This window comes from Vibrio sp. A1-1, assembly GCF_021728175.1.
Classification (GTDB): domain Bacteria; phylum Pseudomonadota; class Gammaproteobacteria; order Enterobacterales; family Vibrionaceae; genus Vibrio; species Vibrio diabolicus.
On the sequence record NZ_JAKKCL010000024.1, the window covers coordinates 14,245 to 35,608 of the forward strand.

The window sequence follows — 21,364 nt, forward strand, 5'->3', positions numbered from 1 at the left end:
TGGTGATCTTATTGGGACACACTGCCATCTATGGCGCGTTGAATACCCAGTGGGTTCGACGCTTTTAATGAATCCGGCAATAAAGATTCTGGTAAAGCTTGATAAGCGACGGGACGCAACCAACGATGAATAGCCTCTGCCCCGACAGATGTTGAGGCAGAATTGGTTGAAGCCGGATATGGTCCACCATGAACCATTGCGTAACCAACCTCGACGCCAGTTGGCCAGCCGTTGAATACAATTCGTCCGGCGATTTCTTCCAAACTTGGAAGCAGTTGCTTGGCTTGTTCTTCGTCTTCAGCGGTAGCGTGAAGGGTTGCGGTGAGCGAGCCAGTCAGTGAATCACTCAGTTTCAACATGTCATCGAAATCTTCACAGATTACGATTAACGATTGAGGACCAAATATTTCTTCCTCCCATTGCGGGTTTTCACGCCAGTTTTTACTGTCCGTCACGAACAGTGCTGGTGAGACATTGGTCACTTCTGCTTGTTCAGAGCGAGTTACATTAATGCCCGTTTCGGAAGCTCGCTTGTTAACTTCTGATTCATACGTTTCTCGGATTCCTTGCGTTAGCAAAGTGGCCGTTGATTGTTGTCGAATTAACCCTTGAGCAGTTTCGATAAAGGCTTTCGTTTCTGGGCTATTCAAGACAAATACAACGCCTGGTCTTGTACAAAATTGTCCACAGCCCAAAGTCATAGAAGCCACAAACTCTTCAGCCAATGATGCGTTTTCTCGTATGGCTGAAGGGAGAATAAATGTTGGGTTAATCGCCCCTAGTTCGCCATAGAAAGGGATTGGCTCTGGTCTTTGCTGAGCTAGGTTAAACAGCGCACGGCCACCACCGACTGAGCCTGTAAAACCAACCCCTTTAATTTTTGGATGGGTAACGAGTGCTTGGCCAAGTGCACGTTTGTTACCTTGCAATAGCGTGAAGATGGCTTGTGGTAAGCACTCTTTCTCAAGTGCAGCCTCAATACACTCAGCAACAAGTTGACTGGTGCCAGGGTGGGCGGTATGGCCTTTTACAATCACAGGACAGCCAGCTGCCAGCGCCGAAGCCGTATCACCACCTGCAGTAGAAAATGCGAGCGGAAAATTAGACGCACCAAACACGGCGACAGGGCCAATTGCGATTTGCTGACGACGAATATCTGGTTTCGGCAGTGGTTGACGGTCTGGGTTTGGCGTATCGAAAATTGCTTGATGGTGATTACCCGAGCTCACAACCTCGGCAAATAGTCGTAATTGGTTGGCGGTACGTCCTATTTCACCGCTTAAACGTGCTTCGGGAAGGGCAGTTTCTAAATGAGCACGAGCAACGATTTCTTCACTCTTCTTTTCCAATTCAGAGGCGATAGAGCAAAGTAAGCTCGCTCGCTTTGCATTGCTTAGTTGGCGAAACTCACGCGCAACGCTTTGGGCGGCTGAGGCTGCTTGATTAACTTCTTGCTCCCCATGCACCGGAAACTCTGTGGGTAGAGGCTCACCAGTAAAGGCGTTGACTGCGTAAAAAGTGGTTGGTTCTTGTGGGTTCATCATTCTTCCTTACTATCCTTATTACTTTACTTCAAATCCGTACGCATATGGGTCTTCATCGTCTACCCATATCGTGTTGTGACCGTATACTTGTGCCCATCCTTCAATACTTGGCAAAATAGCGGCTTTGCCATTCACTTCGGTAATGCCTTCTATACGTCCTTGAAATAGGCTGCCGATGATACTTTCGTGAACAAAGTCTTCCCCTTGATTGAGTTTGCCTCTTGCATGCCATTGCGCCATACGTGCACTTGTTCCCGTACCACATGGCGAACGATCCAACGCTTTGTCGCCGTAAAACACAGCATTTCGAGCGGTGGCGTTTTCTTGAGTGGGCTCTCCGGTCCATAGCACATGAGAAACACCGCATACTGTTGGATCTTCTGGATGTACGCACTCAACCGCTCGAGATACCGCTTCGCGAACTTTTGGAGAAAGCATCAAAATTTCATCTGGAGAGTAGTGTTCAAGTCCGGCGTAGTTTTCTTGAGGGTCGACGATTACGTAATAGTTTCCGCCATAAGCAACATCGACAGTGAGCTCACCTAAGCCCTCTATGTCCACGGTTACGTCTTGGTGGGCAAGGTAAGCCGGTACGTTAAATATCTTTACCGACGTGACCTTGTCACCTTTTGTTTGGTAGTGCACTTCGATTTGTCCTGCTGGGACATCAAGTATCAAACGACCTTCTTTTTTGGGAGTGATAAGGCGATTCTCGATAGCGGTAGTGACGGTTCCGATGGTGCCGTGGCCACACATTGGTAAGCAGCCACTGGTTTCAATAAACAGAATTGAAGCGTCTGCGTTATCGCTGCAAGGAGGCAAGACAACTGACCCCGACATCATTGAGTGTCCGCGAGGCTCAAACATGAGTGCCTGACGAATCCAATCATAATGCTCAAGAAAGTATTGGCGCTTTTCGCTCATGGTATTGCCTTCGAGTGGAGGCACACCGCCTGCTACCAGCCTAACTGGGTTGCCGCAGGTGTGGGCATCAATACAGAAAAAAGTTCCTTGTCTCATTTTTCGCTCCTTGCTGAAAAAATGGTTGAATTAAACAATAGTGATGTTAACGTAATGTAAAATATATTGTATACAATCTACGTTTTCAAGTGTGACTCGGAGCATATTTATGTTGGTCAAGGATGAAACCAAAAAGGAAAAGATCGCCGTGATAGGTGCGGGGATTATTGGCTTATCAATTGGATTGAAGTTGCAGCAGCAAGGTTATCAAGTCACGATTTTTGATCCCAATGGCGTGGGGAATGGATGCTCTAAGGGAAATGCAGGTCATATCGCGACTGAGCAAATCTTCCCTCTTGCAACGCCAGCGCTGCTTCCACAATTACCTAAAATGCTGCTAGATCCCAAAAGTCCGGTTTCGATCCGTTGGCAAGATATTCCAAGCACTATCGGGTGGATGATTCGTTTTCTATTACAAACAAAGCCATCAGCCGCGGAGCAGGCAAAAAACGCGATTAAAACTCTTAACGAGCGGTCAGTGGCAAGTTGGCGTGGCGTGCTTGATTCAATCGGAAAAGCGCATCTAATAAAAATGAATGGTTCATTGCTCACTTTTGAAAACGAGAAACTGTTTAAAGACTACCAAAGTACGCTTAACTCACTGGCTAAAAACGGTGTGGCGTATCAAGTTTGGACGCAAGAGGCGATTCGAAAGCGGATACCTGATCTCAGCCATAAGGTTCGTGTCGGAGTCTTTTTTCCCGATACAGGACATACGCTAGACCCTTATCAGATCTGTGTTGAGCTAAGTGAAGCTTTTGAAGCTCTTGGCGGTAAGGTTTTACAAAAAGGTGTATCTGCGTTGGCGAAAAATGGCGAGGTGCTGGTTGAGTCTCAAACGTATTCATTTGACCGAATCATTGTTGCCGCTGGTGTACATTCTAAGCCTTTGATACGGCAGCTAACCGGAGTCAAAGTGCCTATTCAAGCCGAGCGTGGTTATCACCTAATGGTGGATGACAAGCGTGATGTATTGCCATTTCCTATTAGCTCTGCCGATAGAAAATTCATCATGACTCCGATGTCTGGTGGGTTACGCTTGGCAGGCACTGTTGAGTATGCCGATGTAGAGTCACCACCCAATATGAAACGTTCAGAAATGCTTTTTCAGTTAGGTGATGAGATGTTTGAATCGGGGTTACATCCACTCAAGCAAGGAGAAAAGTGGATGGGGAATCGGCCTTCAACAGTCGACTCGTTACCGGTTATTGATAGCATTTGGGATGGAAATGTATTACTGGCATTTGGCCACCAACACCTTGGATTAACTCAAGCGGCGATTACGGCAGATCTCCTTTTAGAGCTTATCGAAGGAAAGCCGACATCGATTGATCTTTCACCTTTTTCACTACAACGATTTGCCTGAAAAATTTAATATTAAATATTGTATAAAATATATTGAATGCTAATGTTAACTTAATTTTAACAAAACTGGTGTCCAACAGCCGTACTCGGATGCCTCCAGAAAAGCAACCAAAAGGAGTAAAACATGTCACGAATGACCAAAGCACCATTGGCGCTGTTGATTTCAGGAATGCTGTTGGGGACCTCTGCTTATGCTAAAGACAAATTGACGGTCGTATCTTGGGGTGGTGCATTCACCAAGAGCCAAGTGGAGGCATATCATAAGCCTTTCATTAAAAAAACAGGTGTTGAGATCGTATCCGAGGATTTCAGCGGCGGATTAGCCGAAATTAAAGCGCAGGTGGAAGCGAACAACGTGCGCTGGGATTTGGTTTCTCTCGACAAGCCGGACATTGTTCGTGGTTGTACCGAAGGGTTATTAGAACCAGTGAACCCAAGTATTTTGCCTCCGGGCGCAGATGGAACACCAGCACAAGAGGATTTCATTGATGGTGCGATTCACGAGTGCGCAATCAATACCATCGTTGTGTCCACAGTATTAGCGGTGAACGAAGACGCGTTTAAAGGTAAGGCTTTGCCTAGCAAGTTGACCGATCTCTTTGACCTAAAAACTTTTCCAGGTCGACGTGCATTGCAAAAACAACCTCAGGGCAATCTTGAGTGGGCACTATTGGCTGATGGTGTAAAGCCAGAAGAGGTCTACAGCCTGCTCGAAACCGAAGCGGGGCGTGAGCGTGCTTTTGCTAAGTTGGATACGATCAAATCAGAAGTGCTGTGGTGGACAACCGGTGCCCAGCCACCTCAAATGCTTGCTGACAAAGAAGTGGTGATCGCCTCGGCGTTTAACGGTCGAATTCACAATGCCCGTAAAGATGAAGGTCAACCATTTCGGATTATATGGGACCGTCAAATGGGTTACATGAATGGATGGGCGATACCTAAGGGTAGTGAGAACACAAAGCTTGCATTGGACTTCATCGCTTTTTCTTCAGGAACAAAGCCATTAGCTGATCAAGCTAAGTACGTTGCTTATGGGCCTACACGTAAGTCATCTTCGGCGGAGGTGAACCCAGACATTTTAGCGAACCTTCCTACCGCACCTCAAAACTTCCAAACCGCCTTCCTGATTAACGATGAATGGTGGTCAGACTACGCGGATGAACTCAATGAAGAGTTTAATACTTGGCTGCTTAATTAGGCGTTAATTTGTGTATGGGGCCGAGTTTTCATCTATAAGCGAGGTTCCGTACTTTTCCTCAACTGTATTTATGTTTTCGGAGAAATGATGAAAGTCATCGAAGCACAGCAAGTCGCGCAATGTTTAACAATGAAGTCTCTTATTGAAACGATGCGTGAAATGTACTCGCGGCCAGCGACAATACCTCAACGCCGAGTTATGCCCTTAGAAGAGGGAGAATACGAGGCGTTTGCGCTACTTCCAGCTTGGAACCAGGAGTTGATTGCGGTGAAAGCCTTTACGTATTTCCCGCATAACCCCGAGCAAGGAAAAGATACGCTTGCATCTAAGCTGCTTGTTTTCAAACGAAACGATGGTGAGCCGATCGCACTCGTGGACGGTAAAGTTTTAACGTTTTGGCGCACCGCCGCAGCTTCTGCGTTGGCAGCGGACTATTTAGCGCGCCCCAATGCTGATCGTCTGTTGATCTGCGGAACGGGCAATCTTGCGCCTTATTTTGCGTGGGCATACGCTGCGGTTCGCCCACTTAAGCAGGTTTACATTTGGGGGCGCAACCCAGACAAAGCCGAGGCGACGGTAGATGCCATTGTGTCATCTTCAGAGTATCAGTCGATTCCTGATGAGCGTCGGTTTCGCGTTTCAGTCGTTGAAAATGTGGACCACGTTATCAAACACGTTGACATCATCAGCTGTATTACCGCATCAGCTGAGCCTTTGTTTAATGGCGCGGACGTGCATCCGGGCACCCATATTGATTTGGTCGGTAATCATGATTTGGATAAGCGTGAATGCGACTCCGAAGCAGTGCAACGAGCACAGGTGTATGTTGATAGCCGCATTAACGTATTAGCCGAAGCGGGCGATCTTCTCATTCCAATTCAAGAGGGCGTGTTCACGTCAGACGATATCAAAGGGGAATTACCGCAGCTTTGCGCCCAACAAATCTCAGGACGTCAAAACGATGAGGTCATTACTTTATACAAATCAGTTGGCAGTGCTTTGGCTGATTTGGCCGCTGTAAAGGCGGTGTTGTTAGAAAATGGCATAGATAGCCATGCCTGAGCATTTTTGCTCGTTTATTTAAATTGCATACAATATACATATAAGGAAAGTAGTTCATGAAAATTGATTGGAAAGGTGTTTATCCGGCGGTCAGTACGCAATTTCGTCAAGATCAGTCAATCGACTTAGACGCAACGCAAACTGTTATAGATAACCAAATTAAAGATGGTGTGAATGGCATTATCTGCTTGGGTACCGTCGGTGAGAACTGCGCGTTGTACCCGGAGGAGAAACGCCAGGTCTTGCAAGCGGCAAAAGAAGTCGTAAATGGCCGTGTGCCTTTGATTGCTGGTACAGCAGAGTCTATTACCACAGCAGCTGTTGATTACATGCAGGATGCGTACAAAATTGGTATCGATGGTTGTATGGTGATGCCTGCCATGGTTTACCGCACGTCTGAGAACGAAACGTTCGAATATTACCGCACGCTAGCAGAAGCAACGCCAGAAATGCCAATCATGATTTACAACAACCCGGTTGCTTATGGTGTCGATGTAAACCTCGATATCATGGCGAAACTGGCTGAGTTTGAAAGCATTGTAGCTATCAAAGAGTCGACCACTGATACTCGTCGTATCACTGAGCTTTACAATAAATTTGATGACCGATTTACCGTGTTCAGTGGTGTTGATGACATCGCTCTTGAATCATTGATGCTAGGTGCGACTGGCTGGATTTCTGGTTTAACCAACGCATTCCCAGAAGAGTCCGTCGCGATTTATAAACTGGCAAGCCAAGGTCGTTATGCTGAAGCGTTAGAAATCTACCGTTGGTTCTTACCGCTGCTGCGTTTAGACACCATTCCTACGTTGGTTCAGTGCATTAAACTGGCCGAGCAGGTCTGCGGACGTGGATCTGAACAAGTTCGTGCGCCACGCCAACTTTTACAAGGTGAAGAGCGTCAACAAGTCATTCAAATGGTTGAACATGCGTTAGAAACCCGCTTAGACCTATCCAAATACAATCTGTAGTTGTGCTGTTTAGTAGAGCGTTAACTGACGCTCTACTCATTCGTAATATTCAAAAAATGAGAAGAGGGAAGTCATGAGCACGGAAAACAAGGACTATGTCAGCTTTCAACACGTTAAGAAAACCTACGATGGTACGAATTTGGTGGTGAAAGACTTCAACTTAGATATTGCTCCTGGAGAGTTCGTTACTATGTTGGGGCCGTCAGGATCGGGAAAGACTACTTGCTTAATGATGCTAGCGGGCTTTGAAACCGCGACCGGTGGAGACATTTATATCGATGGCGTTCCCGTTAATCATCTCGCGCCGCACAAGCGCGATATTGGTATGGTGTTTCAAAACTATGCGTTGTTTCCACATATGACTATTGCTGAGAATCTTGCGTTTCCTTTGAAGGTGCGAAAACTCGACAGTGACACGATTCAAAGCAAAGTTCAGAGTGTATTAGAAATGGTCGAGCTTGAGCATGTTGCGACTCGATACCCAAAGCAGTTATCAGGTGGTCAACAACAGCGTGTTGCGCTAGCGCGAGCATTAGTGTTTGAACCTAAACTCGTGTTGATGGATGAGCCGCTAGGCGCATTAGATAAGCAGCTGCGTGAGCAAATGCAGATGGAGATTAAACATTTGCATGAAAAGCTTGGCATCACCATTTTGTATGTGACGCACGATCAAGACGAAGCTCTCACTATGTCCGACCGTATTGCGGTTTTTAATCACGGCGAAGTGCAACAACTCGCGACACCTACCGAGCTTTATGAATCTCCGAGTAATACGTTTGTTGCGCAGTTTATTGGAGAAAACAACCAACTCTCAGGTTTAGTCAAAGAGTGGAACGGAAAGTATTGCCAAGTGCTCGTTGGGAAAGAGTTATTTACTGCGAAACCTGTCAGAGTATCTGAGCAAGGGCAGAGGACAACACTTTCCATTCGACCAGAAAAGATTGTTATTCAACCAGAGAAAGCGTCTTGTGAGAACCAAGTCTCAGGCGTCCTACGAGAATTGATTTATCACGGTGATCATTATCGTTTGGTCGTCGAAGTAGAGAGCGTTGGTCACTTCATCGTTAAAGTACCTAACGATAATCGTAAACACTTGCAGTTAACGCCTGGCTCAATTTGTCGTATTGGTTGGCAAAGTGACGATTGCCATGCTCTTGATGGGACACAAACTCAAAGTAGCGAGGTAGCAGCATGAGTCGAGAGCTAACCGCATTAGATTCTGTATTGGAGATCGAACGTCAAGTTCATCAACAAGAAACCAATCTGAAAGCGCAGTTGCAAAAGGCAGAGCGCCGAAAAAAGCTTCGCTCCATTATGCTCACAACGCCATTGGTGTGTTTTATTCTGCTTACGTTTGCTTTTCCTATCCTCGACATGCTTTATCGAAGCGTGGATAACCGAGAAATATCCCAGTCACTACCACAAACTATTCAAGCCTTAGAAAGTTGGGATTATCAAGGTCAGCCTCATCAAGAAGTCATTGAGGCATTCTCTGTTGAAGTACTTGCGCTTTATCAAAGCAAAGAGCTACCGAAAATAGCCAGCCGAATGAATATTGAAGTGTCTGGTATGCGCAGCTTATTGATGAAAACAGGTAGAAAGTTGTCTCGTTTGGCGTCGCTGCCGAGCTCGGTGACACAGCTGGCCAAGCTTGATAAGCGATGGACTAATCCTAAATATTGGGCGGCGTTTAAGAATCTTAGTGGCGCATTAACATTCAGTCATTATCTTGCAGCTCTAGACTTGCAAGTGAATGAGTTTGGAGACATTGAGCCCCAACCAGAAAAACGCCAAATATACGTCGACCTTTTCTTTAAAACTTTTTGGATGTCTATTTCAATCACCTTAATTTGTTTGGTGATGGCGTACCCCGTTGCTTACCTGCTTGCCAATTTACCTGATAAGCGCGCGAACTTACTTTTAATCATTGTGCTGCTGCCATTTTGGACGTCATTATTAGTCAGAACCACGTCTTGGATTGTTCTGCTGCAAAACCAAGGGGTCATTAATGATCTCCTTATTTGGTCGGGTTTTACTTCCGAACGAATTCAGATGATTCACAATACCTTCGGAACGGTGGTGTCTATGGTTCACATTCTGCTGCCGTTTATGATCCTGCCTCTGTACAGCGTAATGAAAGGAATTAGCCCAACTTATTTCCGTGCCGCTCGTTCTCTAGGCGCGACGCCTTTCATTGCGTTCATCAAAGTTTATATGCCGCTTACGTTACCGGGGATAGGTGCGGGGGCCTTGCTCACTTTCATTCTTTCTATTGGTTTCTACATTACGCCCGCTTTGGTTGGTGGAAGAAGCGGACAGATGATATCCAATATGATTGCCTATCATATGCAGACATCACTGAACTGGGGGATGGCTGGCGCATTGGGTGGACTGCTTTTGTTCGTTGTACTGGTTCTGTTTTATATATTCAACCGTGTGGTTGGCATGAATAACCTTAAGGTAGGAGGATAACCATGGCATTACCAAACTATGCATCAAAAGTAGAGCGAGTCGCTTACGCAGGCTACTTAGTTTTTTGTGGGTTGGTGCTGTTCTTTTTAATCGCTCCAATTCTGACCATCATCCCGTTATCGTTTAATGCAACGCCTTACTTTACTTTTACCGAGGGGATGCTAAACCTTGATTCGGCAGCGTATTCTACTCGCTGGTATCAAGAAATGTTTACTAGTGATCAGTGGCTGTTGGCGCTGAAAAACAGCACGTTCATTGCTTTTATGGCGACACTCGTTGCAACAGGGCTAGGAACTCTGGCGGCGTTGGGTTTAGCCAGTAGTAATTTGCCTTTTCGCAATACCATTATGGCGCTGTTGATCTCACCCATGATCGTACCAGTCATTATCTCTGCTGCTGCGATGTACTTTTTCTACACACGCCTTGGCTTATCACAAACTTATCTAGGCGTCATTTTGGCACACGCTGCGTTAGGTACGCCTTTTGTCGTCATTACCGTTACTGCGACCTTAAGCGGCTTTGATCATAGCCTGGTAAAAGCGGCGGCTAGCTTAGGAGCAAACCCTGTTTATACTTTCAGACACATTACCTTTCCGCTGATTCGTCCGGGGATGATTTCTGGCGGCTTGTTTGCCTTTGGCACATCGTTCGACGAGGTTGTGGTGGCGTTATTCCTGACTGGGGCAGAACAAAAAACCGTTCCGAGGCAGATGTGGTCAGGAATTCGAGAGCAAATTAGTCCGACCATATTGGCGGTCGCTACGTTGTTGATTTTTATGTCGGTGTGTTTGCTCGTGACATTAGAAGTTTTGCGTAGACGTAATATACGCATTCGGGGCATTCAAGAATAACCAGACTTTTTCTTTGTTGGTCACTATGCACTTTTATTTAGGGGCACCTCAATTTTTGACCAAGTGCGCCTTATTGTAGGCGCTTTTCTTTTGTGTTTGTCGTCAGCGATGACTGACATATCACTCTTGTAGCTTAATGCCAGCTTGCTCGAAACGTGCCAAAGGCGACTTGTTCGATTGCTGATACCAACTAGCTGGCATGTTTGATTTAAGTTGCGCTTTTTCTTCCTTGCTAATCACAACATAGTGCAAAAACGTATTAAGTGTGGTTACCATCACGTCAAACGTCATTTCCCCATCTTTGCTGATGGTTTTCAATAACCCAACGACGGTTTCCTCAGAGACTAACGGTTCAACCACCGCCTTTTTTCGCTCTTTTATTGATGTTGAAGCGGGTAGGTTTGCACGTGCCGTCTCCCAGCAAACTTTGTTGGTTTTACTGACAAGGTTGTGCTTGTAGCAGTAGTAACTGAATAAAAAGCGTGGCAGGTTTTGCCAGCGTTCGGCTTGGACTTCTAACCAAAGGTGTTGTAGCTCGATATCAGCGTCGGTCATAGGAGTTGTTTAGCAAAAAGAAAAGAAACCATTTTATCGCTTTTGTGAGGAGCAATAAAAGATATTTGAATGGAAAGATAAACAACTAGTTGATCAATATTACTAAAGCAAATCGATTTCTGGCAAGCTCGTGCAACGGCAACTCGAGTACCAAAAACTGATACCGCCACATTCGGTTGTTAACAAAATGTTTCTTCTTGTCTTGCGAGTAGATTATATGGAGATGCTCTTGCAGTAATAAGGGCAGTGGCGATGCAAAAGACGTAATGCATCTAAGGAAAACTCAATATAGAAGAAATTAGATGGAACTGAAGATTTTGAGTGTCGCGATTGCGACAACGTTAACCAGCACTGGCGTATTTGCGTTAAGCGAGCCAGTTTCTCAAGTTACAGAGCAACATGCACATTCGGCTCATACACACGGTGTTGAATCCAATCGAGTTGAATACCAACCAACCGCAACTCTCCCTATTCAGCCCTCCAAGGTAACTCGAGTACAGTCACTCGAAAGCCTTGATGAGTCGAGCACAGCTTGTGATTTGGAGGCATTGGTTACCGAAAGCAGTAACCAATTGATCAGCGAAATTTTAAGTCAGGGCGCGACGTGTGTGAACCAGTTATTCTCTGCTGAAAGTCGGATTCAAGAGTCGGTATTTAGCTCCGATCATATGTACAACATCGCTAAGCACACTACGACATTGGCGAAGGGGTATACGGGTGGCGGGAGCGATGAACTCGAAACGTTGTTCTTATACTTACGCGCGGGTTATTACGCCGAGTTTTACAATGACAACATCTCATTTATTGAATGGGTCACACCAGCGGTGAAAGAATCAGTGGATGCGTTTGTTAATAACGCAAACTTCTACGAGAACAGCGACCGTCACGGCAAAGTGCTTAGTGAGGTCATCATCACTATGGATAGTGCCGGCTTGCAGCACGCGTACTTACCGCAAGTGACCCAGTGGCTTACACGTTGGAATGATCAATACGCCCAGCACTGGTATATGCGCAATGCAGTTAACGGTGTTTTCACTATTTTGTTTGGTGGGCAGTGGAACGAGCAATTTGTGCAAGTAATTGGTAACCAAACAGACCTTGCCAAAGCTTTAGGCGATTTTGCTCTAAGGGCGTCATCAATCGGTGCTGAAGATGAGTTTATGGCCGCGAATGCAGGGCGAGAGCTCGGGCGTCTGACCAAGTATACGGGTAACGCGAGTTCTGTTGTGAAGAGTCAGCTGAGTCGAATCTTTGAACAGTATGAAATGTATGGTCGGGGTGACGCGGTTTGGCTTGCGGCGGCAGACACCGCCTCATATTACGCAGATTGTAGTGAGTTCGGAATTTGTAATTTCGAAACTGAGCTAAAAGGCTTGGTGCTATCGCAAACTTATACTTGTAGCCCGACAATCCGAATTTTGTCTCAGAATATGACGCAAGAGCAACACGCGGCCGCATGTTCTAAAATGGGCTACGAAGAGGGTTACTTTCATCAGTCATTAGAAACTGGTGAACAGCCAGTAAAAGATGACTACAACACTCAGCTCCAAGTCAATATCTTCGATTCAAGCACCGATTATGGTAAGTACGCAGGGCCAATTTTCGATATTAGTACTGACAATGGCGGTATGTACTTGGAGGGAGATCCTTCCCTGCCGGGGAATATTCCCAACTTTATTGCTTATGAAGCCTCTTATGCGAACGCGGATCACTTTGTCTGGAACCTAGAGCACGAATACGTGCATTACTTAGATGGTCGATTTGATCTCTATGGAGGGTTTAGTCATCCAACTGAAAAAATAGTGTGGTGGAGTGAAGGCATTGCAGAGTATGTCGCTCAAGAAAATGACAACCAAGCAGCACTTGAGACGATTTTAGACGGCTCGACGTATACCTTAAGTGAGATTTTCGAGACTACTTATGATGGGTTTGATGTCGATCGAATTTATCGTTGGGGGTACTTAGCTGTACGTTTTATGTTTGAAAATCATAAAGATGACGTAAACCAAATGCTGGTGGAAACACGCCAAGGGAATTGGAGCAATTACAAGGCCACGATCACCCAATGGGCGAATTTATATCAAAGTGAGTTTGAGCAGTGGCAGCAAGCCCTTGTCTCAAATGGTGCTCCTAATGCAGTCATAACCGCAAACAGTAAGGGGAAAGTCGGTGAAAGCATTACATTTAGCAGTGAAAACAGTACAGACCCAAACGGGAAGATCGTCAGCGTCTTATGGGACTTCGGTGATGGCTCGACAAGTACACAAACCAAGCCGACGCACCAATATGGGAGTGAAGGGGAGTATTCGGTCAGTCTAAGTGTTACAGACAGTGAAGGCTTGACGGCAACCGCCACTCATAGTGTTTTTATCTCAACGTTGGGCGGTAATGACACATTGCCACAAGACTGCGCGGTGCAAAGTAAAGTAAGCGGTGGACGCCTAACAGCAGGAGAGCCTGTTTGCTTGGCAAATCAACAAACCATTTGGCTGAGCGTGCCAGCGGTGAATGAGAGCTCAAATCTGGCGATAACGACGGGGAACGGTACGGGCAACCTAAAGCTTGAATACAGTAACTCTGGTTGGCCGGATGGTACTAATCTTCACGGGTGGTCAGATAATATTGGTAATGGAGAGTGTATTACGTTGTCAAATCAGAGTAACTACTGGGGCTACGTTAAAGTCTCTGGTGACTTTGAGAATGCCGCCATCGTCGTTGATTTTGATGCTCAGAAGTGTCGTCAGTAGGGCAATTTAACTACGTCATTTAAACTAAGTGGAGCGCCTCGCTAACATCGCGGGGCGTTTTTGTTTTTACGCCGTTATCTCTATAAAAAAAACCAGCCCGAAGGCTGGCAAACAAGGAGTTTGAGATGAAAATGAAAACGTTATAAAACTTGCTGATATCCTATTTCTCAATAAGTTGGGTTGTGCTTTGCAGCCAGTTTTTATCTTGCGCATCAAGAAAAGGGCTAAGCGCCTGATAGACACGTGAATGGTAATGATTAAGCCAGTCTAGCTCTGCTTGATCTAGCATTGATAAATCAAGGGCGTTGGTCGCAATTGGAGCAAGAGTGATGGTCTCAAAACCGTAGAACGTGCCGAACTCATTTTGTTCTACTTCTACAACTTTAAGAATGTTCTCTATTCTTACCCCGTACTCACCTTCGCGATAAACGCCTGGTTCATTAGTAATGACCATACCCGGTTTTAGCTCAACCTCGTGGTGGCTTTGCGAGAAATTTTGTGGGCCTTCGTGAACATTCAAGCAAATGCCTACGCCGTGTCCAGTGCCGCACTTGTAATCAATACCATGTTGCCATAAGACGCCACGCGCCATGATATCAAGATTGGCACCCGTAGAGCCTTTCATGAATCGAGTCTGAGTCAGTCGGATGACCGCTTTGAGCACCAAGGTATAATCTTTGCGTTGCTTAATGGTCGGTGACCCGAAGTGGAAAGTACGGGTGATGTCTGTTGTCCCGCCAAGGTATTGGCCACCAGAATCTACGAGAAAGAAGTTGCTTTCATTGACTGCCGCATTGCTTTCTTCATCGGCGGCATAATGCATTTTTGCCCCGTGAGCTGCGAAGCCTGCGATAGTGCGGAAACTGTCACTCACATAATGTCGGGTTTGACGGCGATAGTGATTCAGTTGTGCCTCAGCAGACAATTCTGTAACGAGTCCGCTTGGAACTTGCTCTTCGAGCCAGTTCATAAACCTTACTATTGCCACACCATCGTCTGTTAATGCCTGTTCTAGGCTAGTTAGCTCGGTCGCATTTTTTATGGCCTTCATTGCCGTTACAGGGCAAGCCATTGGCTTTAGATTCACATTCCGTTCAATCGAACTTACCAATAAGCTGTCTGTGTGGGTCGGGCTAAAAGCGAGCGATAATCCCTCACATTGCTGATTCAAATACTGACTTACGTAGTTATAATGGCGAATGTGTACACTCTGCTCGGTCAACGACTTTTCAACGTCTTGAGGCAGTTTGGCTTTATCAATAAACAGTGTCGCAAGTGATTGCTCTACGATTAGATAAGCTTCAGAAACTGGGCAATAATTCGTATCACCACCTCGAATATTCATTGTCCACATGACATCATCTAGCGTTGACACTAATAAGCTATCTACTTGGTTCTCGGTTAACCAAGAACGGATTCTCGCTAACTTATTTTCTGTATCAACGCCAGCAAAAGCGGTGGGATGCTCGAATACGGGTGCACTTGGGCGAGGTGATCTTTCAAGCCAAATCGGTGTGAGTAAATCCAGGTCGAGAATGATCTTAATGTTTTTCGCTTCAAAGGCTTGTTTGAGGCCTTGATAAAAAGCGTAACTGATGGCACGTCCGTCAACTGCGACAATACTGCTTTCTGGGAGCGTGGTAGCCAGCCATTTGGCAATTGTCGGTGTTTCTGGTTGTTTGGCTTTAAACAGTTCAAGCCCTGTGCCGTGTAACTGTTCTTCAGCTTGAATATAGTAACGACCATCAGTCCACAGGCCACCACCTTGTTGGGTAATGACGACATCGCCTGCTGAGCCGGTAAAACCTGAAATCCAGCTTCGCGCTAACCAATGATCCGCTGAGTATTCGCTGTTATGCGGGTCATTGTTGGTCACGATATATGCAGACACGTTGTGAAAGGACATTGCCTCACGCAATAACGTAAGGCGTTGGTTTACTGAGTTAGTATCGTTCATTAAATGGTTCCTAAAGTCATATTTGAGCAATAGATATGATGCTGCTCCGAGCCTGTTTTTATTGGGTTCTGTTGCCCGCATACTTCTGTGGCTTCTGGACATCGAGTACGAAAAACGCAACCGCTCGGTGGGTTAAGTGGAGAAGGGAGGTCGCCGGGCAGTAGTTGTATTTCACGGTCACGTGCTAATTGCGGATTAGCTATCGGGACGGCGGATAACAGTGCTTTGGTGTAGGGGTGTTGAGCATCATCAAATACTTGATCGTAACGTCCTACTTCCATAGGTTTACCAAGATACATCACCATAACGCGGTCGCTGATGTGGCGCACCACGCTTAAGTCGTGCGCAATCATCACCAGTGTTAACCCCATTTCTTGTTTAAGATCGTCTAGAAGATTGATGACCTGAGCTTGTATGGAGACATCTAGCGCACTAACAGGTTCATCACACACGACCAAATCTGGATTGAGAATTAACGCTCTGGCAATGCCCACACGCTGGCATTGACCTCCGGAAAATTCATGTGGATAGCGGTTTCGCTGGCTCGCCAAGAGACCCACTTTATCCATCATAGCGATGACACGCTTTTCTACCTCTGCCCGTTTAAGTTGTGGCTCGTGGGTGAGCAGTGGTTCGGCGATGCATTCTGAGATGGTTAATCTCGGATTCAAACAAGCGGATGGGTCTTGAAACACCATCTGAAATTCTCTACGTCGAGAGGAAAGCTCTTTTTTACTAAACCCGAGCATGTCTTGACCTTTCCAAGTCAACTCGCCATGTGTGGGTTCAATTAAGCGAAGTAACGCGCGTGCAAGCGTTGATTTTCCGCATCCTGATTCCCCCACAATGCCAAGTGTTTCGCCTCGATAAACATCTAAGTCGATACCATTGACCGCTTTCACGATTTTACGTTGACTTGGAATAAGGTGACGCGAAACAGGAAAGTGGACGTTTAAATCACGAGCAGACATGAGGACTTCTTTTTTATTCATAACGCCTCCTTAAGCTTTTATTTGAATAGGAGTGATAACACTGGGTGCTTTAACGTGACAGGCAATGGACTGGCTCGTGTTTAATGGAGAAAACCGTGGGGTTTCGTATTGGCAACGCGTCTCTCGATGCTCGCACCGCTCTCTAAACGGACACCCTTGATGGTTAATCAACGCACTTGGTGGGTTACCTGGGATGGTTGGTAAACGCGGCATATCTTCAGTGATAGAAGGAATAGCCTTTAGCAGGCCTTGAGTATAGGGGTGAGCAGGTTGAGCGAACAATGTCTCGGTATCGGATTGCTCCATTTTTTGACCACCATACATGACCAATACGCGATCACACATCTCGGCGACGACGCCCATATCGTGAGTGATCAGTAAAATTGCCGTGTTGAACTCTTGTTGTAAGTCTCGTAATAGCGTCAAAATTTGAGCCTGAACGGTTACATCTAACGCGGTGGTTGGTTCGTCTGCAATTAACAACTCGGGCTTACACAACAATGCCATCGCTATCATGATTCGCTGACGCATTCCGCCAGATAATTCGTGAGGGTATTGATTCATCCTAGTTTCGGGAGAGGGAATACGCACCGCATCCAACATGTGAATCGATTCAATTTTTGCTTGTTTTCGGCTCATTCCTTTATGAATCATGAGAACTTCACAAAGCTGCTTGCCAATTTTCATGAATGGATTAAGTGACGTCATCGGATCTTGAAAGATCATTCCGATTTTCTCTGCACGGATGCGGTTGAGCTGCTTTTTCGACATCGCGAGTAAATCATCACCGTGGAACATTGCGCTTCCAGACACGGCGCCGTTGTCCGCGGTTAACCCCATTAATGCGAAAACAGACTGGCTTTTTCCCGAACCTGATTCCCCAACAATCCCAAGAGTTTCGCCCGCTTTAATCGAGTAGGAGAGATTACTGACCGCTTGCACTTGCCCATCTGGCGTATCGAAGCGCACGTTCATGTTTTCAATAGATAGCATGGGTTTGTCCTTATCGGTCTTTCGGGTCAAGAGCATCACGTAAGCCATCGCCGATGAAGTTAAAACAAAAGAGGGTGGCAACTAAAAACAGAGATGGAAAAAGCAGCATCCACAATGCAACGTCAATCGTTTTTGCGCCTTCGGAAATTAGGATTCCCCAGCTCGTGTCGGGTGGTTGAACACCAAGCCCTAAGAAGCTTAAAAACGATTCGAACATAATGAATCCTGGTACCATTAAGGAGGAATAAACCATCACGATCCCAAGCACATTAGGCAGAACATGGCGTCGGACAATTGTCAATTTAGAAACCCCAATAGAGTGCGCGGCTTCGATGAACTCTCGCTTTTTGAGACCGAAGGTGACACCACGTACAACACGAGCAATGCCCAACCAAGATACCATTCCGATCACGATAAAAATCAGATAGATGTTATTGCCAAAAAGGGTAACGAACAGGATAACCATAAACATAAATGGTACCGAATCGAGCACCTCAATAATGCGCATCATTACGCTGTCGACAACGCCACCAAGATAGCCGGAAATACTTCCCCAAATCGTACCAATAACAACGGCGACTAAGGCCCCAACAAAACCCACCAAAATAGAGAGCCTGCCGCCTTGCATCGTGCGAGCAAAGACATCTTGCCCGAGGTCATCAGTACCAAAGTAATGGCCACTGCTCAGTGAAGGTCTCCCTAGCTCGTATGGATCGATGAGCACTTCCCAGTCAATTTCATCATGGCCAAAAGCGGCAAGAGAGGGGCCGAAGGTGATGCATAAGGTAATGAACGCCAAAACATACACTGATGTCATCGCGGCTCTGTTTTTACGAAATCGAGTCCATGCATCCTGCCAAAGACTGCGACCTTCGACGGCTTCAATATTGTCGACGACTTGATCTTGAAGAGCTTGTGTATCCAGTTTTTTGATCGTTAACATGCCGGACTCCTAAACGCGTATACGAGGGTCGATAATCGTATATAGCAAGTCGACCACAAGGTTAAAGAAGATAGTGAGTGAAGCGACAATCAGAGTAATGCCCATTACTAGGCCGTAGTCGCGGTTGAGAGCCCCAGATACAAAGTGTTGTCCCATGCCACCTGTACCAAAGAAGATGTCGATAATCACCGAGCCTGTCACGACAGACACAAACGCAGGGCCGAGCATCGCAACGACGGGAATCAAGGATGGTCGCAAAGCGTGATGGAATAAAATGTAGGTTGTGGACAAACCTTTGGCTTTTGCCGTTCGAATGTATGGTTGGTTGAGCGTTTCAATCATTGCGCCACGCATGACGCGTGCAATACTCGCAATGGAGCCAATCGCCAGGCTGAGCACGGGAAGAACAAGAAAAGCCAGCTTTCCTCCTTCCCAACCACCAGCAGGGAACCAGCCGAGCTGAATAGCGAAGATCATGACTAAAACTGGAGCAAGCACGAAAGCCGGAACCACAACTCCAGTCATCGAAAGTGTCATCAGGCCGTAATCTAGGCGGCTATTTCGGTTCAATGCCGCAATGGTGCCAAGCAACATGCCAAGTGGAACGGAAATACAAAAGGAGAGTACGCCTAATACTGCTGAAACTGGCCATGATTGTGCGACGAGCTGTGTAACACTGAAGTCTTGATAAACGAAGCTCGGACCGAGATCTCCTTGTATGAAATTACCAATGTAAATCCAAAACTGAGTAAGGAAGGGCTGGTCCAAATGGAATTTTGCTTCGATATTCGCACGTACCACCTCTGGCATAGGCCGTTCCATATCAAATGGCCCCCCTGGTGCAATGTGCATCAGCCAAAATGATACGAGTGCGATGAATAGAAGCGTGGGGATAGCGATAGCTAATCGCTTAACAATGTACCAAATCATGATCCATCATCCTTTGGTCATCCGAAATCACTTCGAACGGTTATGAATAAAAAATGGTCTGAGCTCAGGTTGCCTTCTCCACCGAGAGATATGAGGAACGGCAAATAAACATTGAACTTGCCGACTCAGACCGAAAACATGCTTTTAGTGGGCTTTTACATAGACATTCTTGCGGTAGTACGACGACTCAGGGTTTGTCAGTTCGTAGCCGCCTACGTAAGGCTTGATGAGGTATTGATCGTTACCCGGACGATAAATAGGAATAATGGCCATGTCTTCAATCAGCATGCTTTCTGCTTGTAGATACAGTTCTGATGGGTTGCTCATGGTCTTTGAGCGAGCCATTAACTCGTCGTATTGCGGGTTGTTATAACGAGAATCGTTGTACTCGCCACTAGAAACGAAGATATCCAACCATGTAGAGGCTTCATTGTAGTCGGCCGTCCAGCCGCCGCGAGTAATGTCGGTTGGCTCTTTAAGTGCGTAGAACACTTTCGGTTCTAGCTGTTTTATCGTGACTTGCGCACCCAATCGGCTTTTCCACATGCCTGCCATGGTTGTTGCCATTTTTACGTCCATCGAGAAAGTTGGTACGGTAAACGTTAACTTAAGCGGATTGCTTTTATCGTATCCAGCTTCTGACAGTAATTGCTGCGCTTTTTCGATACGTTTATGGCGGTTCCAAGTTGCGAACTCAGGAGTGTGAGATTTAAAACCATCTGTTTGAGGGGGCACAAGGGTATACATTGGAACCCCACCGTTTCTCAAGATAGCACTCGTTAACAGTTGACGGTCAATGGCATATGAGAGGGCTTTACGGACCCGCACGTCTTTTGTTGGTCCTTGTTGAGTGTTGAGGTAATAGAATGTGGAACCAAGAGACGCACTGGTGCTTGCCACTTCTTGTGGGCGTTGTTGAATTAACTTTTTCTTCTGAGCGGCAGGAATGGAAACTGCTTGGTCTATCTCACCGGCTAGGTAGCGGTTTAGCACTACATTTGCATCACCAATTGGTAGCCAGGTGACTTTTTCCAGCACTACATTGCTTGCGTCCCAATAATGTGGGTTTTTAACCATCACTAGTTTTTCGTTAACTTTCCATTCAGAGACAGTAAACGCCCCATTTGTAACGATATGCTCAGGCTGGGTCCAACGGTTGCCATGTTTTTCAACGGTCGCTTTATGAACGGGTGCAAGCACTGGATGACTTAATAGTTTCGTAAAGAAGGGAATCGGCTCTTCGAGTGTTACCTGGAACGTTGTTTCATCCAGCGCCTTCACGCCCAAAGACTCGGGTTCTGCTTCGCCCTTCATAATGGCTTGTGAGTTTGCGATATTTGGAATGGCCGCAAACCAAGCGTACGGTGAAGCAGTGCTCGGATTCAGTAAGCGTTGCCAGCTGTAGACAAAATCTTGCGCAGTGACCGTTTCGCCATTTGACCATTTTGCATCACGTAAGTGGAAGGTATAAACCGTATTGTTGTCATTGACTGACCAAGACTCAGCAACACCAGGAATGGTTTTACCTTGCTTATCTTGAATTACCAGGCCTTCAAATAGGTCTCGACCGAGATTAAAAGCGGGCTCTGCGGCTTGCTTGGCTGGGTCAATAGAAGTAACTTCAGCCCCATTGTTTAGCGTAATTTCTTGTGTCTCATCGAGGGTCACACCTGCGGGATACGGCGCGGCATAGCTTGATGTTGCCAGTATTGGGCTCATCATCGATGCTAACAGAAGCAACTTAGGTAATTTCATCCTTGTCTC

General features: G+C 46.2%; 17 protein-coding genes. 8 read left to right on the forward strand and 9 right to left on the reverse strand.

Translation table 11 applies throughout. From position 1 onward, the window contains the following. Nucleotides 1-8: 8 nt before the first annotated feature. Nucleotides 9-1,541 (reverse strand): aldehyde dehydrogenase (NADP(+)), encoded by a 1,533-nt coding sequence (locus L3V30_RS22425; protein ID WP_237309960.1) that lies wholly within the window; start codon nt 1,539-1,541, stop codon nt 9-11. A gap of 21 nt (nt 1,542-1,562) precedes the next feature. Beyond that, nucleotides 1,563-2,564 (reverse strand): 4-hydroxyproline epimerase, encoded by a 1,002-nt coding sequence (locus L3V30_RS22430; protein ID WP_005389764.1) that lies wholly within the window; start codon nt 2,562-2,564, stop codon nt 1,563-1,565. A gap of 109 nt (nt 2,565-2,673) precedes the next feature. Between L3V30_RS22430 and L3V30_RS22435 the strand changes: the two genes are divergently transcribed. The 7 genes from L3V30_RS22435 (at nt 2,674) to L3V30_RS22465 (ending at nt 10,483) form a co-directional block, all read left to right on the forward strand. Then, complete coding sequence (locus L3V30_RS22435; RefSeq protein ID WP_225472834.1) at nt 2,674-3,930, forward strand: FAD-dependent oxidoreductase; 1,257 nt, start codon at nt 2,674-2,676, stop codon at nt 3,928-3,930. A 123-nt stretch (nt 3,931-4,053) separates the two neighbouring features. After that, on the forward strand, nt 4,054-5,127 hold the full coding sequence (locus L3V30_RS22440) for a polyamine ABC transporter substrate-binding protein (RefSeq protein ID WP_237309949.1): 1,074 nt from the start codon (nt 4,054-4,056) through the stop codon (nt 5,125-5,127). Nucleotides 5,128-5,214: 87 nt separating this feature from the next. Further along, a complete protein-coding gene (locus L3V30_RS22445; RefSeq protein ID WP_237309962.1) occupies nt 5,215-6,189 on the forward strand; it encodes an ornithine cyclodeaminase family protein in 975 nt (324 codons plus the stop codon). Between the two features lie 56 nt (nt 6,190-6,245). Further along, nucleotides 6,246-7,160: a dihydrodipicolinate synthase family protein gene (locus L3V30_RS22450; RefSeq protein ID WP_225472836.1), complete on the forward strand. Its 915-nt coding sequence runs from the start codon at nt 6,246-6,248 to the stop codon at nt 7,158-7,160. 73 nt (nt 7,161-7,233) lie between these two features. Beyond that, nucleotides 7,234-8,355 (forward strand): ABC transporter ATP-binding protein, encoded by a 1,122-nt coding sequence (locus L3V30_RS22455; RefSeq protein WP_048626301.1) that lies wholly within the window; start codon nt 7,234-7,236, stop codon nt 8,353-8,355. Then, nucleotides 8,352-9,632 carry an ABC transporter permease gene (locus L3V30_RS22460; RefSeq protein ID WP_237309951.1) on the forward strand — a complete coding sequence of 427 codons (1,281 nt, stop codon included), beginning with the start codon at nt 8,352-8,354 and terminating at the stop codon, nt 9,630-9,632. Before L3V30_RS22455 ends, L3V30_RS22460 begins: the two co-directional genes overlap by 4 nt. Before the next feature lie 2 nt (nt 9,633-9,634). Then, on the forward strand, nt 9,635-10,483 hold the full coding sequence (locus L3V30_RS22465) for an ABC transporter permease (RefSeq protein ID WP_104974196.1): 849 nt from the start codon (nt 9,635-9,637) through the stop codon (nt 10,481-10,483). Between the two features lie 120 nt (nt 10,484-10,603). On the opposite strand, the gene L3V30_RS22470 is transcribed toward L3V30_RS22465, so the two are convergent. Continuing rightward, nucleotides 10,604-11,038 carry a hypothetical protein gene (locus L3V30_RS22470; RefSeq protein ID WP_074191227.1) on the reverse strand — a complete coding sequence of 145 codons (435 nt, stop codon included), beginning with the start codon at nt 11,036-11,038 and terminating at the stop codon, nt 10,604-10,606. A gap of 302 nt (nt 11,039-11,340) precedes the next feature. Here L3V30_RS22470 and L3V30_RS22475 point away from each other — a divergent pair, with 302 nt between their 5' ends. Beyond that, nucleotides 11,341-13,785 (forward strand): collagenase, encoded by a 2,445-nt coding sequence (locus L3V30_RS22475; RefSeq protein ID WP_237309952.1) that lies wholly within the window; start codon nt 11,341-11,343, stop codon nt 13,783-13,785. A 160-nt stretch (nt 13,786-13,945) separates the two neighbouring features. Here L3V30_RS22475 and L3V30_RS22480 read toward each other — a convergent pair whose 3' ends face one another. From L3V30_RS22480 to L3V30_RS22505, 6 genes are all read right to left on the reverse strand, one after another. Next, on the reverse strand, nt 13,946-15,742 hold the full coding sequence (locus tag L3V30_RS22480; protein ID WP_237309953.1) for an aminopeptidase P family protein: 1,797 nt from the start codon (nt 15,740-15,742) through the stop codon (nt 13,946-13,948). Further along, nucleotides 15,742-16,734: an oligopeptide/dipeptide ABC transporter ATP-binding protein gene (locus tag L3V30_RS22485; RefSeq protein ID WP_145532199.1), complete on the reverse strand. Its 993-nt coding sequence runs from the start codon at nt 16,732-16,734 to the stop codon at nt 15,742-15,744. Before L3V30_RS22485 ends, L3V30_RS22480 begins: the two co-directional genes overlap by 1 nt. Nucleotides 16,735-16,743: 9 nt before the next feature. Then, nucleotides 16,744-17,727 (reverse strand): oligopeptide/dipeptide ABC transporter ATP-binding protein, encoded by a 984-nt coding sequence (locus tag L3V30_RS22490; protein WP_025766748.1) that lies wholly within the window; start codon nt 17,725-17,727, stop codon nt 16,744-16,746. A gap of 10 nt (nt 17,728-17,737) precedes the next feature. Continuing rightward, nucleotides 17,738-18,670: an ABC transporter permease subunit gene (locus L3V30_RS22495; RefSeq protein WP_074191232.1), complete on the reverse strand. Its 933-nt coding sequence runs from the start codon at nt 18,668-18,670 to the stop codon at nt 17,738-17,740. A gap of 9 nt (nt 18,671-18,679) precedes the next feature. Continuing rightward, entirely contained in the window at nt 18,680-19,600 is a 921-nt protein-coding gene (oppB, locus tag L3V30_RS22500) for an oligopeptide ABC transporter permease OppB (protein WP_005377838.1), read from the reverse strand. A gap of 144 nt (nt 19,601-19,744) precedes the next feature. After that, nucleotides 19,745-21,355: a peptide ABC transporter substrate-binding protein gene (locus tag L3V30_RS22505; protein ID WP_237309954.1), complete on the reverse strand. Its 1,611-nt coding sequence runs from the start codon at nt 21,353-21,355 to the stop codon at nt 19,745-19,747. Between the last annotated feature and the right edge of the window lie 9 nt (nt 21,356-21,364).

Excerpts from the sequence above, each read along its gene's own strand:
- L3V30_RS22425 (WP_237309960.1), bottom strand. The coding sequence starts at position 1,541 with ATGAACCCACAAGAACCAACCACTTTTTACGCAGTCAACGCCTTTACT.
- L3V30_RS22430 (WP_005389764.1), bottom strand. The coding sequence starts at position 2,564 with ATGAGACAAGGAACTTTTTTCTGTATTGATGCCCACACCTGCGGCAAC.
- L3V30_RS22435 (WP_225472834.1), top strand. The coding sequence starts at position 2,674 with ATGTTGGTCAAGGATGAAACCAAAAAGGAAAAGATCGCCGTGATAGGT.
- L3V30_RS22440 (WP_237309949.1), top strand. The coding sequence starts at position 4,054 with ATGTCACGAATGACCAAAGCACCATTGGCGCTGTTGATTTCAGGAATG.
- L3V30_RS22445 (WP_237309962.1), top strand. The coding sequence starts at position 5,215 with ATGAAAGTCATCGAAGCACAGCAAGTCGCGCAATGTTTAACAATGAAG.
- L3V30_RS22450 (WP_225472836.1), top strand. The coding sequence starts at position 6,246 with ATGAAAATTGATTGGAAAGGTGTTTATCCGGCGGTCAGTACGCAATTT.
- L3V30_RS22455 (WP_048626301.1), top strand. The coding sequence starts at position 7,234 with ATGAGCACGGAAAACAAGGACTATGTCAGCTTTCAACACGTTAAGAAA.
- L3V30_RS22460 (WP_237309951.1), top strand. The coding sequence starts at position 8,352 with ATGAGTCGAGAGCTAACCGCATTAGATTCTGTATTGGAGATCGAACGT.
- L3V30_RS22465 (WP_104974196.1), top strand. The coding sequence starts at position 9,635 with ATGGCATTACCAAACTATGCATCAAAAGTAGAGCGAGTCGCTTACGCA.
- L3V30_RS22470 (WP_074191227.1), bottom strand. The coding sequence starts at position 11,038 with ATGACCGACGCTGATATCGAGCTACAACACCTTTGGTTAGAAGTCCAA.
- L3V30_RS22475 (WP_237309952.1), top strand. The coding sequence starts at position 11,341 with ATGGAACTGAAGATTTTGAGTGTCGCGATTGCGACAACGTTAACCAGC.
- L3V30_RS22480 (WP_237309953.1), bottom strand. The coding sequence starts at position 15,742 with ATGAACGATACTAACTCAGTAAACCAACGCCTTACGTTATTGCGTGAG.
- L3V30_RS22485 (WP_145532199.1), bottom strand. The coding sequence starts at position 16,734 with ATGAATAAAAAAGAAGTCCTCATGTCTGCTCGTGATTTAAACGTCCAC.
- L3V30_RS22490 (WP_025766748.1), bottom strand. The coding sequence starts at position 17,727 with ATGCTATCTATTGAAAACATGAACGTGCGCTTCGATACGCCAGATGGG.
- L3V30_RS22495 (WP_074191232.1), bottom strand. The coding sequence starts at position 18,670 with ATGTTAACGATCAAAAAACTGGATACACAAGCTCTTCAAGATCAAGTC.
- oppB (WP_005377838.1), bottom strand. The coding sequence starts at position 19,600 with ATGATTTGGTACATTGTTAAGCGATTAGCTATCGCTATCCCCACGCTT.
- L3V30_RS22505 (WP_237309954.1), bottom strand. The coding sequence starts at position 21,355 with ATGAAATTACCTAAGTTGCTTCTGTTAGCATCGATGATGAGCCCAATA.